The 14,517-nt window shown below is 54.3% G+C and carries 12 protein-coding genes and 1 tRNA gene; 3 read left to right on the top strand and 10 right to left on the bottom strand.

Going from position 1 to position 14,517, the window contains the following annotated elements; genetic code table 11:
• Window positions 1-10: 10 nt before the first annotated feature.
• The 4 genes from GRI39_RS12100 to GRI39_RS12085 form a co-directional block, all read right to left on the bottom strand.
• Window positions 11-1,636, bottom strand: coding sequence for a GMC family oxidoreductase (locus GRI39_RS12100; RefSeq protein ID WP_160739973.1), 1,626 nt, complete (start codon window positions 1,634-1,636; stop codon window positions 11-13).
• Between the two features lie 187 nt (window positions 1,637-1,823).
• Window positions 1,824-2,795 carry a glutathione S-transferase family protein gene (locus GRI39_RS12095; protein WP_160739972.1) on the bottom strand — a complete coding sequence of 324 codons (972 nt, stop codon included), beginning with the start codon at window positions 2,793-2,795 and terminating at the stop codon, window positions 1,824-1,826.
• A 605-nt stretch (window positions 2,796-3,400) separates the two neighbouring features.
• Complete coding sequence (locus GRI39_RS12090; RefSeq protein WP_160739971.1) at window positions 3,401-3,706, bottom strand: hypothetical protein; 306 nt, start codon at window positions 3,704-3,706, stop codon at window positions 3,401-3,403.
• A gap of 163 nt (window positions 3,707-3,869) precedes the next feature.
• Window positions 3,870-4,883 (bottom strand): DNA topoisomerase IB, encoded by a 1,014-nt coding sequence (locus GRI39_RS12085; protein ID WP_160739970.1) that lies wholly within the window; start codon window positions 4,881-4,883, stop codon window positions 3,870-3,872.
• 115 nt (window positions 4,884-4,998) lie between these two features.
• On the opposite strand from GRI39_RS12085, the gene yghU reads away from it, so the two are divergent.
• From yghU to GRI39_RS12070, 3 genes are all read left to right on the top strand, one after another.
• A complete protein-coding gene (yghU, locus tag GRI39_RS12080; RefSeq protein WP_160739969.1) occupies window positions 4,999-5,868 on the top strand; it encodes a glutathione-dependent disulfide-bond oxidoreductase in 870 nt (289 codons plus the stop codon).
• Between the two features lie 108 nt (window positions 5,869-5,976).
• Window positions 5,977-6,051 (top strand) — tRNA-Gln (locus tag GRI39_RS12075).
• Between the two features lie 100 nt (window positions 6,052-6,151).
• The gene (locus GRI39_RS12070) at window positions 6,152-6,538 is read left to right on the top strand and encodes a VOC family protein (RefSeq protein WP_160739968.1); all 387 of its coding nucleotides are present in this window, start codon (window positions 6,152-6,154) and stop codon (window positions 6,536-6,538) included.
• A 24-nt stretch (window positions 6,539-6,562) separates the two neighbouring features.
• Here GRI39_RS12070 and GRI39_RS12065 read toward each other — a convergent pair whose 3' ends face one another.
• From GRI39_RS12065 to GRI39_RS12040, 6 genes are all read right to left on the bottom strand, one after another.
• Window positions 6,563-6,910 carry a hypothetical protein gene (locus tag GRI39_RS12065; RefSeq protein ID WP_160739967.1) on the bottom strand — a complete coding sequence of 116 codons (348 nt, stop codon included), beginning with the start codon at window positions 6,908-6,910 and terminating at the stop codon, window positions 6,563-6,565.
• Between the two features lie 163 nt (window positions 6,911-7,073).
• Window positions 7,074-9,497, bottom strand: a complete 2,424-nt coding sequence (locus GRI39_RS12060; RefSeq protein WP_160739966.1) for a TonB-dependent receptor — start codon at window positions 9,495-9,497, stop codon at window positions 7,074-7,076.
• 137 nt (window positions 9,498-9,634) lie between these two features.
• Window positions 9,635-10,306 carry a retropepsin-like aspartic protease family protein gene (locus GRI39_RS12055; RefSeq protein ID WP_160739965.1) on the bottom strand — a complete coding sequence of 224 codons (672 nt, stop codon included), beginning with the start codon at window positions 10,304-10,306 and terminating at the stop codon, window positions 9,635-9,637.
• Window positions 10,307-10,351: 45 nt separating this feature from the next.
• On the bottom strand, window positions 10,352-11,338 hold the full coding sequence (gene egtD / locus GRI39_RS12050) for an L-histidine N(alpha)-methyltransferase (RefSeq protein ID WP_160739964.1): 987 nt from the start codon (window positions 11,336-11,338) through the stop codon (window positions 10,352-10,354).
• Between the two features lie 4 nt (window positions 11,339-11,342).
• Window positions 11,343-12,596: an ergothioneine biosynthesis protein EgtB gene (gene egtB, locus GRI39_RS12045; RefSeq protein ID WP_160739963.1), complete on the bottom strand. Its 1,254-nt coding sequence runs from the start codon at window positions 12,594-12,596 to the stop codon at window positions 11,343-11,345.
• Between the two features lie 99 nt (window positions 12,597-12,695).
• Window positions 12,696-14,486, bottom strand: a complete 1,791-nt coding sequence (locus GRI39_RS12040; RefSeq protein ID WP_160739962.1) for a sensor domain-containing diguanylate cyclase — start codon at window positions 14,484-14,486, stop codon at window positions 12,696-12,698.
• Between the last annotated feature and the right edge of the window lie 31 nt (window positions 14,487-14,517).

Raw genomic sequence — 14,517 nt, 5'->3', positions numbered from 1 at the left:
TCAAATCAGATCAAGCTGCCATGGCTGAAGCCTTCTCGGTGATCGCTTTCAACACATGATCGCTACCCTTGTCACCAATCATGATCGCAGTGGCATTGGTATTGCCTGCCGGAAGTGTCGGCATGACCGAAGCGTCAGCAACCCATAGGCCTTCGATGCCATGGAGTTTCAAATCAGCGTCAACGACCGCCATCGGATCGCTCTTCGCGCCCATCTTCGCAGTGCCAACCGGGTGATACATCGGAATCGTTGCAGCTCTGACATAATGGGACAGCGCCTCCCTGCTTTCCAGCTCTTCATTCGGGCGAACTTCTGCTGTGACATCGCCGGAAATCGCGGGTTGCCCCATGATTTTGCGCGCTATTTGAAGCCCTTCGACCAATTGCATCACATCATCTTCATTGCCCAAAAGCATGTGAGAAATTTTGGGAGCTGTTTCCGGGTTTCCAGAACGAAGAGTAACCCGCCCCCTGGAAGATGGCCGCATCAAGCCGACTAGCGTTGAAACAGAGCTTTCACTGCGCAATGCCAAGTTCCCTTTGTCCGTAATATCAAAGGCAAAGGCCGAAAATGCGAGCTGGATATTGGGCGCTTCCAGCCCTTCTCTGCTGCGGATGAAAGCCTGTGCGTGGCCAATTCCGGTGGTCAATGCACCGGAGCGCTTAAGGGCCATTTTCATCACTTGCTTGATGCCTGCCAAGCCCTTGGCGTCATCATTCAAAGTGCGGGAATTGACCGAATTGACAAGATGGGTCGCCGGATGTTCCTGAAGGTTCTCCCCCACGCCCGGAAGGTCTAAGACGGTTGAAATTCCGTGCTTTTTCAACTCCTCCGCCGGGCCGATCCCGGATAGCATCAGCAAGCGCGGGGTGTTGAGCGCCCCTGCACTCAGCACCACCCCATAGCGTGACGTGATGGTTCGGGCTTCACCATTTTGCCGGACGGACACTCCAGTAACGCGACCGTTCTCCACCTCAATCCGTTCAACCTGGGTTTCCAGCAGAATTTCCAGATTGGGAGAGGCTTTTTCCAGATAGCCTCTGGCAGCAGACCAACGCAGCCCGGAGCGCTGCGAAAGTTGAATAAAATCAACTCCTTCTGCCTTTTCACCATTTAAATCCTGAGAGCGTGGGAAACCCGCTTCCTCCACCGCTTTGACCCATTCTTCAGTAATTTGATACTTCGAACGAATTTCCGAAACGGCGATCGGCCCGCCTGTTCCGCGCCAGTGATCCGCGCCGCGTTCATTGTCTTCCATTCGGCGGAAGTAGGGGAGGCAGGATTCATAGTCCCAGCCCGTTGCGCCCAGTTTAGCCCAATGGTCATAATCCCATTTGTGGCCACGAATGAACATCATTCCATTGATCGCGCTGCCCCCGCCAAGCCGCTTGCCAGCAGGCCAGACATCGGGCCTTCCGCCGACAGATGGGTCAGGCTCTGCCTGAAAACACCAATCAAAATCAGGGGTTTGGACGATATTCGCCATCAGGGCCGGGATGCGGGAGCGGAGATCCTTATCCGATTTTCCAGCTTCCACCAGCAGCACTTTTTGCCCCGCATCAGCCAGCCGGCTGGCGCAGGCTGCGCCGGCACTTCCGCCGCCAATCACGATAATATCGGGTTGCTGTGCCATCATCCTCTCCCACTTATTATTAACGCTTGTTATAAAGAGAGGTGAAAGACTGGCAATAGTTTATCCGCGCAAAACTGCCAAAAATCAGCATGTTTCAGCCTGATCTCTGCAAAAGCGTAAAAGGACCACAACCGTACCATAAAGGCACCTGAAGGAACCTAAGGTGCGCCAAAGGCGGCCGAACCCTGCCTTAGCGCTCCCGAATACTTTTGCCGCATAATTTCTCCCGATTATGGCTCGTCGATAGATCAAGTTCTGGCCCAATGGGCACCAGTCCATTCGAAGGGATCATCGGAATGGTATGATAATCGGCCTTGATGATATCGCGCCGGATGGTCGCGGCGATGCCGGGCCATTGATACAATTCACGCAGGTAATTTCGCAAAGCCGGATAATCTTCAATCCGCCGCAAATTGCATTTGAACGCGCTGTAATATCCCACATCAAACCTGACGAGCGAAACGAAAGCGCGCCAATCTGCTTCGGTGCAATATTCGCCGGCCAGATAGCGGTTCTGCACCAGATGCGCTTCCATCGCATCAAGCGTTTCGAACACACCACGGGCGGCTTCTTCATAGGCAGCTTGAGAGGTGGCAAAACCTGCACGATAAACGCCATTGTTGAGGCCGGAATAGAGCCGGTCATTCCACCGCTCGATCTCCTGCCGCAAATCTTCAGGATAAAGGTCCAGCCTGTTGCCGGTCAGTCCATCGAAGGCCTGATTAAAAATGCGGATGATATCCGCGCTTTCATTGTTGACGATCTGGCGGGTCTTTTTGTCCCACAGCACCGGAACCGTGACCTTGCCGGTATAGGATGGGTCGTGGAGAGTGTAGAGCTGGTGGAGCTTGAACGTCCCCTCCTCTCCATCCGGCCCTTCGGCATACGCCCAGCCTTCATCGCTGCGTTCAGGCTTGGCTATGGAGACGGAGACGATATCTTCCAGCCCTTTCAACACCCGCCATGTCAGCGTGCGCCCCGCCCATGGGCAAGACCATGCGACCCATAAATGATAGCGCCCTGCTTCGGCAGGAAATTCTGCGTCGGGGTCAGCTGAGATGGTGGAGCGAAAGACACTGCCGGGGCGATCATAGGTGCCATCGGTGCTCTGATCAGGCTGCGGCAATTCCTCAACCCATTCTCCATTCAGCAACCCGGCCATCGCTTTGTCTCCCTTATGTGCCTTGGCATATTCCGTAAGGTGGGTAGCATGGGAGGGGATTGAGGCACAGCGGCTTTCAAGAAGGCCCTATGCAGGTTGCAACAGCGACTGATCTGATGCTTCAGCCTGATAAAGAATCTCGCCACATCGGTTAAACGATTTCAAGGCTTTGTGAAGATAAGATCAGCTGCGGAAACTAACGAGAGCCATCGTGGCGTGACCGATCTGTGAAGATCAAATATGTAAAACCTCGGAAAAACATTCCAACACAAGCCAAACCGAACGAGAGCACTGGGAAAAATGATAAAACCCATACTTGCGCTCACGTCATAATCGTCGAATTTAGCGTAATAAAATCCGTAAAAAATTATCAGGCCAGAACCTGCCAAACTCAGATGCCATATCCAATCGGATAATTTGACCAATTTGGCAAATAGGCAAGCTTCTCCTCGGCTTTCTTTGGCAAGCTCATCCCGGTAAACTTTCAAAAAATTCACCAATCTACTCCGCAAACGCCACCAAGGTTTGAGATTTAATAATTTAGTCTAGCAGTAGTAGCGTCGATTCAAATTTCATGAACACCTGCCACACATGAAATGCCTCAATCACCGCAGGGTCTTCTCGATCAGCCAGAAGTGCACAAGCTGAACGGCCACAAAAACCGCCCCAAGGGCAATGATCGCACGAAGTTCCGAATGCTGCTGTCCGGGGCTTAGCCCTGCGGCCTGCGATATGATGAGCATGGCGCTAAAGGTCAGGGCTGCAAGAGCCGGGATAAATGCGAGAGCTATGGGCCGGGGTGCGGACCATGTAACGTCGCCGGTCAGCCACCATTGCATCGGCAGCCGCGCTTCATCGTGGAAACGGGTGTTGGCTATGCGGGCCAGAATACACAGAATCAGTGTGATCATGACTGCAACGCTTGGAATAAGCATGATAGTGCCCTCCTGATGCGATCATATAGCATATTCACCACAGGCTAAACTCAGTAATTTACTGTAATATTAGGCATTTTCGTGCTGGCGTTGGAACATCTGGCAGGTGTGATGCCCGACTGCCGATAGAACACCCCCGTCAAGCCGCGAGGAGTTCTGCCGCTGTTGGGCTGCTTTCCAGCAGTGCGATAAGGCCGCGTTCTTCTCGGGAGAGCCAGCGGGTCTTGCGGGGAAGTGACAGGTCTTTGAGCCATTCCTCCTGCACGCTCACCAATTCTATCACTGCCGGGTGGACATAGCTTTTGCGGGCAATAGCAGGGGTGTTGCCTAAACGCTCGCTCACCCGTTTCATCAGGGCTTTGAGGGTTAATGTGTCTTTAGCGGTGGCAAGCTCTGCAAACCCGATTACGCTGGCGTGCCATGTGCGGAAGTTTTTGGCGGTGAAATGTTCGCCCATCGTTTCGCACAGATAGGCGTTCACTTCGGACGAGCCGACATCATGGGCTTTGCCATCCTCATCGACATAGCGGAACAGATGCTGCCCCGGCAGATCCTGCATGGCCTTCACAAAGCGCACCAACCCGCGATCGGTCACTTTGACATTGCGGGTCTTGCCGGATTTCGCCTTGTAGCTGAGGCTGAGCGTGGCGCCTTTCACCTTGGCATGGCGGCGGCGCAAAGTGGTGGCGCCAAAGCTCTTGTTGCTTTTGGCGTAGGTCTCATTCCCGATCCTGACGATACCAAGATCAAGCAGGCGCACGACGCTGGCGATGGCGCGTTCCCGCGTGGGGTGCTTCAGCGCCAGATCCTCTTCCACCCGCTTGCGCACCAATGGCAGGAGTTCGCCAAAGATGCGGCAGGAATCGAATTTCTCACCTTCGCGCTGGGCACGAAAATCGGGGTGGTAACGATATTGCTTGCGGCCTTTGTCATCCATGCCGGTCGCCAGAATATGGCCATTGTCCGCCGGGCAGAACCACGCATCCTTATAGGCTGGCGGCAGAGCGATGGCGTTAAGACGGGTGATCTCGGCCTTATCGGAAATCTTCTCTCCCTTGGGGCCATAATAGGCCCAGCCCTTGCCCGCACGCTTGCGGCTGATGCCGGGCAAAGCGTCATCGACATAGATCAGTTTGGGAGGATGCGTAGCCATGCAAGGTTTAACCCTGATCGGGGTTCAGTGGTTCCGCAAGGCCGGCCAAATACCCTTGCACAGGGGGGCGCGATAACCCATCTCCCACACTGAACATTTCAAGGGAGATATGCACATGGCCGATGACACCTACACCCCGCCCGCAGTCTGGACGTTCGATCCGGAAAATGGCGGCCAGTTCGCCGGTATCAACCGTCCCACCGCCGGCGCGCGTGAGGAAAAGGCGCTCCCTGTGGGTGAACATCCCTTCCAGCTCTATTCGCTCGGCACGCCTAATGGGGTGAAGGTGACGATCATGTTTGAAGAGCTGCTGGAAGCAGGCTTTTCAGACGCTGAATATGACGCCTGGATGATTAAGATTTTCAATGGCGATCAGTTTGGCTCTGGCTTTGTCGAGCTTAACCCCAATTCCAAGATTCCCGCGCTGGAAGACCGTTCCGGCCCGACGCCGTTCCGGGTGTTTGAAAGCGGCGCGATCCTGATGCATCTGGCAGAAAAGTTCGATCATCTGCTGCCGAAGGAAAATCCGGCGCGGGCAGAATGCCTGAGCTGGCTAATGTGGCAAATGGGTTCAGCCCCATCGATTGGTGGCGGCTTTGGCCATTTCTACAATTACGCTCCGGTGCATTACAAATATCCGATTGATCGCTATTCGATGGAGACCAAGCGCCTGTTCGATGTGGCCGATCAACAGCTGGCCAAAACCCGCTTTCTGGCAGGCGAGGATTATACCATCGCCGATATTGCTGCCTACACCTGGCTCGGCAATCTCTATCGCGGTGAAGCCTATGGCGAGGCGGCCAAATTCCTCAGCCTGCAGGAATATGAGAATGTTGGCCGTTGGGTTGGCGAAATCGATTCCCGCCCCGCAGCACGACGCGGCAAGCTGGTCAATTCGCAAAAGGGGCTGGAAGAACGCCATTCCGCTGCCGATTTTGACACGCTGCCCAAGGAATTGCTGGAAGGGATTTCCAAAGGTTTCTGAGGTTGATCGGGGGCATATGCACAAGGATTTACGATAAATTGTCATAATCCTTGGCAAGCCCCCTTTCCTTCTGTGACGGGCGCGTTATATGAGCCGCCACAGACGTGCTGGGGTGTAGCCAAGCGGTAAGGCACCGGTTTTTGGTATCGGCATGCGCAGGTTCGAATCCTGCCACCCCAGCCATTTTTCTCCCCCAATAGTTTGCCGCCCTTACAGGACACATAGGCTCGCCAAAACTGTGGCTGGCCGATAATGTGCGGCGCAAACCATAAGGGAGAGATTCATGCCAGCACCCACCGTCCAGCTTGCCTTCTTCAAGCTCAATGTGAGCGATATGGACGCCATGCTCCAATTCTACACCAAGGCCTTCGGCTTTGCGGTGACGATGAGCTTTGATGAGCCAGAATTTCTTGAGCATATCATGGGCCTGCCGGGGCTAGAGACCGGCCCGAATTTGCTGCTCGTCGCCTATAAGGATGGCCGCACGATCACGCTTGGCAATGGCCATGGGCCAGTGGGCTTCACAGTGACAGATATGGACAGCGCCTTTGCCGCAGCCATGGATGCAGGCGCGTCAGTGGTGCTCGAACCCTTCGCCATGGGCTCAGCACGGGTAGCCATGCTAAAAGACCCTGAAGGCCATGAGATCGAACTGGTTCAGTTCGGCTAAGCTGCTGAGATAGCTTAGCCGGCCTCAGGGTTGCTTAGGCTCTTTCTGAAAGCGCTCCGCATTGGTGAGGCTCTCTAACGCACGGCTTTGGAAAGACAGATCGCGCTGTTCGGATTGCGACAATCCATCGCGGGCATAGCGCTCCGCCACAGCATCAATACGCGCGGCGTGCTTCTTCAAATTTCTCGCCTGAGATTTGGAGAGGCTGCCATCCTTGCGACCTTCATGAATATTGTCTCTCGCCAGATCAATCTCGCGGGCAGCAGGAACATCGGGCTGATCCTCCAGAATATCTGAAGGGGCAGGAGGCCCCATCTGCGCTTGGGCAGGAAAAGAGCAGGCCAGCAAGCCGAGTATCAGGACTTTCCGCATATTCACCTCCAGCAATAATGTGAATCCATTATTCAAGCAGCGGGCTGAATTTCGCTTTAATTGTCCGCCGACATGGTAAATTGAAGCGTAATCTTTTGCAGCACAAAGAAAAGGGGCGCCTGCATTGCAGCAGACGCCCCTTCCCCTCTCCAGCTTATGAAGTTCAGAAGCTGCGGCGAACCGTGACAGACCATTCACGTGGGCGGCCAGGGTTGCCGGTGACAACACCATAGGCGCCAGCGTTTTCAGCCAGTCCGGCATAATAGAACTTGTTGAACAGGTTCGTGACGCCAGCGCTCAGCTTCCAGTCGCTGTCCGCCCGTTCATAGGTCAGACGCGCATTGAACAGGCTGTAGCCATCGATCTTATTGTAGGCATTATTGATCGAATTGTAGAAGAAGCTTGACCGGTAGGACCAGTCGAGCCGCGGCGTCAGCGTATCGCCATTGGCAAATTCAGCGGCATATTGGATGCCAGCCGAAAGCTGCCATTTGGAAATGAACGGTGCAATCATGTCCTTGGTGACAAGCGTGGAGGGATTCTTGATCTTCTTATAATCGAAGTCGAGATAACCCACTGAACCGTCGATCCGCAGCCCATCTACAGGTTCAACAAAACTTTCCAGTTCAAAGCCGAAAATCCGCGCATCACCTGCGTTGACCGGGGCAGAGCAGGACAGAACAACACTGTCCGGGCACTGATATTGCACCAACTGCATGTCGTTATAATTGTTCAGGAAAACCGCACCATTCATGGTAGCGCGGCGGTTGAGGAATTCCGACTTGAAGCCAGCTTCAAAAGTGGTCAGCGTTTCCGGCCCGAAAGACCTGATCTGATCCAGAGCCGAGGGGCGCGGGTTGATGCCACCCCCCTTATAACCAGTTGCCACCTGAGCATAGACCATCACATCATCTGTCAGATCATAATTGGCACCGATGCGGTAATCCCACCGGCTTCCCTTATATTCACCGGACGAACCACTTATTCCGCCAAGCAGGAAGTTCTTGGTCAACGGAATGCCGCTGATTTCGCTGCCATCTGCATTGAAACGATTAAAATGATAGGTCTTCTTGTCATCCGTATAGCGCAGACCCGCGACAAGGTTGAGGCGGTCGGTCAGGTGCACTTCCATATGACCAAAGCCTGAAACGCTGCGGTTATCCACGATATCATCATTGGTGAAATCGAACAGCAAAGTCGGGATATATTGGCGACCGGTCAGCGTATCGGTGGCATCATAATAGAAGCCGCCCACAGTCGTGTCGATCAAACCGTCTGCCAGTTGGGCGGACAGGCGTAATTCCTGAGTGAACTGTTCATGGCGATAGCCAAATTCTGACAGAAGCAATGTCAGCGGCGAGCCATCATAATCAATCCCGCTCCGGCCATCAGCCACACGGTAGCCAGTGATGGAAGTGAGCGAGAGATTGTCTGCCAGCTCAAGATCAGCCTTGCCCGATACGCCCCAGCTTTCGATCTTGTTATGCGGATCGGCTACGAAAGTACCGGGAAGTTCCTGCGTAAGCGTACCGAAATTGGTGGTATAATTGCCGCCATTGATAAAGGTCGCATAGCTGGAATAGCTTTTGGGCCCGGTGATGAAACGGCTATCAAACGGTACGCCTGCCGCCGCATCGCCTGCAACGTAAGAGCGGACCTGACTGTTATCGGCATAGATCAGCTTGGTTGGCACAACTTCGGAATTGTCGGTCGAATAGTCGGCATTCAGATTCACCTTGAGCGGTGAGCCGGTCGGAGCATAGCGCAGGGACAGGCGAACAGACTGCATGTCCTGCCCACCTGACGTACCGATCTGACAATCCTTGCCGCCACTACCCGTTGTCGTCAAACCGGACTCTGGATGGACGCAGCCATAATCATAGCGCTTGAAATAACCATCTGATGTCTTGGAGACACCTGAGATACGGGCATAGAGCCCATCAGTGATGGTGAAGTCAGCGCTGCCGCGCAGATCAACGCGATTATAGCGGCCATAAGTTGCTTCCACGAAGCCACCGCCATTGCCATCGGGTTCACGCGTGTAGAGCTTGACCGAGCCACCGACGGAATTCTTGCCTGACAGCGTGCCTTGTGGGCCGCGCAGCACTTCCACGCGCTGCAAATCGTTGAGGTCCATCACAGCACCAAAGGTCGTGCCATAATAGATGTCATCAATATAGATACCGACGCCCGGTTCGAGAGCGAAGCTGGCATCTGACTGACCAATACCGCGAATGAAGGCCGCTACGGCGTTACCCTGAATGCTGCTGGCCTGCGACAATGAAACGTTCGGGGCATAATTGCCAAGATCAGCGACGCTCTGCTGGCTACGCGCTTCCAGCGTTCCGGCATCAATCGCAGTAATGGCGATCGGCGTTTCCTGCAGATTCTGTTCGCGGAACTGCGCGGTTACCACGATCTCTTTCAGACCATGCTGTGCACTCGAACTGCTGCTATCCTTATCAGAATCGCTCGTCGAAGCTGTATCCTGAGCGAAAGCCGGCGCGGCCACCCCAAGCGCCATCGCGCTCGATGCAGCCAGAAAACTCGCATAGCGTAAAATGCCCGCAGACTCGCGAAACTTCATCAAATCTCTCCCTTGGACCACCCCTTATGATTAGGGCGCGAAACAAGGCATCTTTAACGAAGAGGTGGGCAGGGTTGCAAGATTAATCGTAACGATCGTGACAAAATCATAACGAACGTGACTATTTCATCACGAGGTTAAACCGATTTTTCTGAGCTTTTCGAAGGCTTTGGCACGATAATCAAGACGTTGTTCTCCACCCGCCATGACCCAAGGCGTGAAAGGAAGTTCATCCCCAAAACATTGGTGTCGCCCAAACCGGGAGCGATCAGCGCGTCGATCCCTGTGGCGGTGACATTTCCGAAATGCAGCTCGTCAATGGAGGTCATTTCTGCTGCAATCATGCCATTGGCCGTTTGCATCTGGACCGGAAGCCCACCCCGGCGCGGGGTCAGGCCTGCACGCCGGGCCGTACCTTCTGAAACCGCCGTGATCGTTGCCCCGGTGTCGATCAGGAAGCGGGCGGGCTGGCCGTTGACTTCGGCATTCAGCCAGAAATGCCCATCACGTGCCAGCGGTATGCGCGTCTCCCCGCCTTCGACCACCTGTTCAGGAAGGCCAATCTGCGGTACTGCAATCTCGAACCGTGGGTCCATGCGCGACACTTGCAGGATCACCAACACCAGAATAGCCATCAGGGCAAAGGTGCTTAATGTCCGAAGCAACCGCCCCAATGCGGGCACACTGCGCAGCAGTGCCGTGCCCAGCAACCCCATCAACATAGCTGCCAAAGCACCCATCAAAAGAGTAGAGCTGGGCAGTTGGGAAATGGAATGCGTCAGTTGATCCCACAGAGGCGCTATTTTCATATGCCCCCTATAGAGCATCGGCCATTTGAATGCGATACGCCCCGCTTACGGCGCGTTTCGGGCGATGGTCGCATCAGCCAAAATCAAGGAAAATTGCCCCTTGCTGTCCGTCCAACGGGCCTTCGGTGTCCAGCCGCCTGCCAGCAGCAAAGTGGATTGGCTGCGACGATCAAATTTATGACTGTTTTCCGTATGGATCGTTTCACCTTCCTGCATGGTGAAATCATGCCCGGAAACTTCAAAGCGTAAATCACCTTGCGCTTCCAGATGCATTTCGATCCGGGCGAAAGTGTCGTTCCAGATCGCCCGATGCTTCAGCATATCCACTGGAATGGAGCCATCCAGTTCGCGGTTTATTCGCCGTGCCAGATTGCGGTTGAATTCCGCCGTCACGCCTGCCGCATCATCATAGGCCGCTTCCAGCACCTTCGCATCTTTGATCAGGTCCATCCCAATCAGCAGGCATGAATCACTTCCCAATGTTTCCCGCATGGAGCGCAAGAGATCGACCGCACTGCGCGCGACCATATTACCGATGGTAGAGCCGGGGAAAAAACCGAGTTTGGGCATGGCCGTCACATCTGCCGGCAATTTAACCGCTTTCATGAAGTCTGCTTCGAGCGGAAAAATCGGCAGGTCGGGGAATTTTCGGCCAAGGTCGGCCGCCGCTGCACGCAGGAAGTCACCAGCAATATCGAGCGGCACATAAGCGGCAGGGTCAATTGCGTTGAGCAACAAAGGCGTCTTCACTGAAGAGCCTGAGCCAAATTCCACCACTGCCCTGCCCGGCCCGATCAACTCCGCCAGATCAGAGGTACAATTGGTCAGAATTTCCCGCTCACACCGGGTGGGGTAATATTCTTCAACCTGGGTAATATCTTCAAACAATTGCGAACCTGCGGCATCATAGAGCCAGCGGGCGGGAATAGCTTTCTGACCTTGCGAGAGGCCTTCCAGAACATCTGCACGGAAAGCCGGGTCCACACCATCATCATCGTGTTCGACAAGGGACATTGCCTGTTGAGTAGCCATCGTCTCAAATATCCTTGGCGAGCCTGAGGCCCGTGAATTGCCAGCGTTGTGTGGGGTAGAAAAAGTTTCGGTAGCTGGCGCGGGAATGGCCCCTGACCGTTGCGCAACTTGCGCCTTTCAACACCACCTGACCGGACATGAATTTGCCATTATACTCGCCCACGGCTCCCTCTGCCGGGATAAAGCGCGGATAGGGCAAATAGGCTGACCGGGTGAATTGCCAACAATCGCCGAATAGCGAATGCCCCCCTCGTGGGAGCGGCGAAATAGCGCAATCCATCTGATTGCCGCCAGCAACATCGTGAGCCATATTATCGCCGGAACGCGCAATGGCTTCCCATTCAAATTCTGTTGGCAGCCGATGTCCTGCCCAGGTAGCATAAGCATCAGCTTCAAAATAAGAGATATGGGTTACAGGCGCATCCGGGTGGCGCGCCTGCCAGCCGGAGTGGGTGAACTGCTCCTCCCCCCTCCAATATAGCGGGCGATCGATCTTCTCAGACGTCACCCACGCCCATCCATCGGACAGCCATAGTGCCGCATTGCGATAGCCCCCGTCAGCGATGAAGGCACTCCATTCTGCATTGGTGACCAACCGGTCTGCCAGTGCGAAAGGTTCGAGCAACGTGCGGTGGGCCGGGCCTTCATTATCGAAAGCGAAACCATCATCCTGATGGCCGATCACTGTGATGCCGCCGGGATGCTCATGCCAGCCCATCTCCCCAGCCGGGGCAACAGGCGCAAGCGGTGCTCTGTCCCAGATAGCGGGGCCTAGCGGGTTCATCGAGAACGCATGTTTGATATCGGTCAGCAGCAATTCCTGATGCTGCTGCTCATGCGCCAGCCCCAGCGCGATCAGATCCTGACAGGCCGTATCATCCAGCAAGGCTTCCATGGCTTGATCAACATGCGCGCGCCATTCGCAAATTTCCGAAACAGGAGGCCGCGACAACATACCCCGTCGGCCACGCAGTATCCGCTCCCCTTCCGCTTCATAATAGGAATTGAACAGAAAGGGCCATGATTCATCAAACAGGCGGTAATCGGGGAGATGGTCGCGCAGCAGGAAGGTTTCAAAAAACCAGGTGGTATGCGCCAGATGCCATTTGGCGGGGGATGCGTCTTCTATCGATTGAAGGGTCGCATCCGCTTCAGAAAGCGGCTTCAGAAGATCGAGCGTTAATTGACGGGTTGTGCGGTATGCTTCCGCAAGATTGCGAGTGGCTGGACTGTGTTTGCGAGCAATCGCTTCGGCCAATATCCGTCCCCTTATCCTCTATTCCGCTTGGTCGAAACGGAGTTTACCCTGAATTTTGCGTCTGCCCTGTTCAATGCACAAGGTGAAAAAAAGTGCCGGTCAAGCAGCACTTTGGACGCAATTGCGGCCCTTATCCTTGGCTGAGTAAAGCGCTCTATCGGCACGGGCTAACAGACTTTCTGCTGTGTCACGATCCGTATAAGACGCAATTCCGATACTGACAGTGACACGCGGCATAGCGTCTTTGCTGCTGCCATCCTGAATCGCTGTGCGTAAGCGCTCTGCCATGGCCCCAACCTCAGCATTGTCAACGCCGCGCAGCAACCAGACAAATTCTTCCCCCCCGATGCGCCCTACAAGGTCGGAGCTTCTGGCCTGCTGCTGAGCAATCTGAGCCACACGCACCAGCACATCATCACCCATTTGATGGCCATAACTATCGTTGATCTTTTTGAAGTAATCGATGTCAAAGATGATAATAGCGATATTGCCCAGGCCGCGCCGGGCATCCCGCACACCTTCCCGCAGCATCTGGATCACCATTCTGCGATTACTGAGACCGGTCAGGGCATCTGTATTGGCCAGATGCTGCGCCGTGGCGGCCAATTCCACCGCACGCGCACGCTCAGCTTCCAGCAGCTCTTCACGCTGCCGATATTCCGTCACGTCCATCGTTACAGCAAATGTGCTGACCCGATTACCCTCGGCATCAAATTGATTGACTGCATCCATATATAGAGTGCGAAAGCCACCATCTGGCGCGCGAATGCGGTATTCGATCCGAAAAGGTTCACGCTCATCACGCCGGCGGTTGAGCTGGTCGAACACGTCATTCCCATTGCCAGCCATCAGATGGCGCATATTGCCGGGATCAGGGCCTAGCGTGGGACTGAGCCCATGCATCGTAAACATCTGGTTTGACCAGCTCTGCTCTCCGGTTCGCCAATCATAAGTCCACCGCCCGACACCTGCCAATGTCTCTGCAAGACTAAGAATGATCACGGATTTATTGAGTGCTTCATTCTTTTCATTGAGCTGCTCACTTAACCTTTTCCGAGCCAGAAACATGGCTGCCATGGGGATGCTTGAACCACAAAGGCACAGAATAAATATCTGTAACACGATAAGGAGCGGGACACGGTCCATCGTCAGCAAACCTGCCAGAGGCTGCCCCAATTCGCCCTTCAGTAAGGTAGCAGCAGCGAAACTGCAGATCATCACTGATACGCTGGACATGCCATAGCGCGAAACGACGAAAAGCTGGGCAACAACGAGCAGCCAGAACAATGGCACCACATCTACCGAAAGAACCACCCACGAAAGCAAGTAGAAACCAAGAAAGATAAAAATAAATTCTACTTTTGTTCTGATACGCTGTTCATTGATACTGGCCACTTCCCACCCGTGCGGCCTCACTCCGAACAGATATATCAATGGCGTAACGGCCATGATCCCCAAGATGCTCGAAAACACCCAGAAGGTGACATTTTCAAAAGTCATGTTTTCACGGAATGGCCATGTCATGATCATGGCGATAAGGGTGCCGGCAAAGGTGCTCGCAAAAAGCTGCATCGGCTGGCTTACCGTTGAACGAACTTCTCTTCCCGGGTCCAGAACGATCTTGGCCATACCGCCGCACAAAAAGCCCTGGCTGATATTGGCGACAATGAAGCCAATCGACAAAAAAAGTCCGAACTCAAAGAAAAGAATAGCAGCGATATTCGCCATAAGCATCGCCAGCGTTAAGCTGATCCAATGGCGATAGGGCGTTATATGGAAGGCTGCGACGCTCACCCCGCTTGCCGGCCAAAACAGCAACAGGGAAGTGCGGTCAAAGTTGATATAGCCCGGCACGCCCACGCAGACGAGCCACGCCAACGCCCAGATCAAGGATCTCCTAATATGGACAATGCTGAAAACG

This window comes from Altericroceibacterium indicum, assembly GCF_009828105.1.
GTDB lineage: Bacteria > Pseudomonadota > Alphaproteobacteria > Sphingomonadales > Sphingomonadaceae > Altericroceibacterium > Altericroceibacterium indicum.
Note: the sequence above shows the minus strand (reverse complement) of the source record. Positions and strands in the feature narration are given on the sequence as shown.

Bases quoted from the DNA above. Each gene is read 5' to 3' on its own strand.
- GRI39_RS12100 (WP_160739973.1), bottom strand. From the start codon at position 1,636: ATGATGGCACAGCAACCCGATATTATCGTGATTGGCGGCGGAAGTGCC.
- GRI39_RS12095 (WP_160739972.1), bottom strand. From the start codon at position 2,795: ATGGCCGGGTTGCTGAATGGAGAATGGGTTGAGGAATTGCCGCAGCCT.
- GRI39_RS12090 (WP_160739971.1), bottom strand. From the start codon at position 3,706: ATGATCACACTGATTCTGTGTATTCTGGCCCGCATAGCCAACACCCGT.
- GRI39_RS12085 (WP_160739970.1), bottom strand. From the start codon at position 4,883: ATGGCTACGCATCCTCCCAAACTGATCTATGTCGATGACGCTTTGCCC.
- yghU (WP_160739969.1), top strand. From the start codon at position 4,999: ATGGCCGATGACACCTACACCCCGCCCGCAGTCTGGACGTTCGATCCG.
- GRI39_RS12070 (WP_160739968.1), top strand. From the start codon at position 6,152: ATGCCAGCACCCACCGTCCAGCTTGCCTTCTTCAAGCTCAATGTGAGC.
- GRI39_RS12065 (WP_160739967.1), bottom strand. From the start codon at position 6,910: ATGCGGAAAGTCCTGATACTCGGCTTGCTGGCCTGCTCTTTTCCTGCC.
- GRI39_RS12060 (WP_160739966.1), bottom strand. From the start codon at position 9,497: ATGAAGTTTCGCGAGTCTGCGGGCATTTTACGCTATGCGAGTTTTCTG.
- GRI39_RS12055 (WP_160739965.1), bottom strand. From the start codon at position 10,306: ATGAAAATAGCGCCTCTGTGGGATCAACTGACGCATTCCATTTCCCAA.
- egtD (WP_160739964.1), bottom strand. From the start codon at position 11,338: ATGGCTACTCAACAGGCAATGTCCCTTGTCGAACACGATGATGATGGT.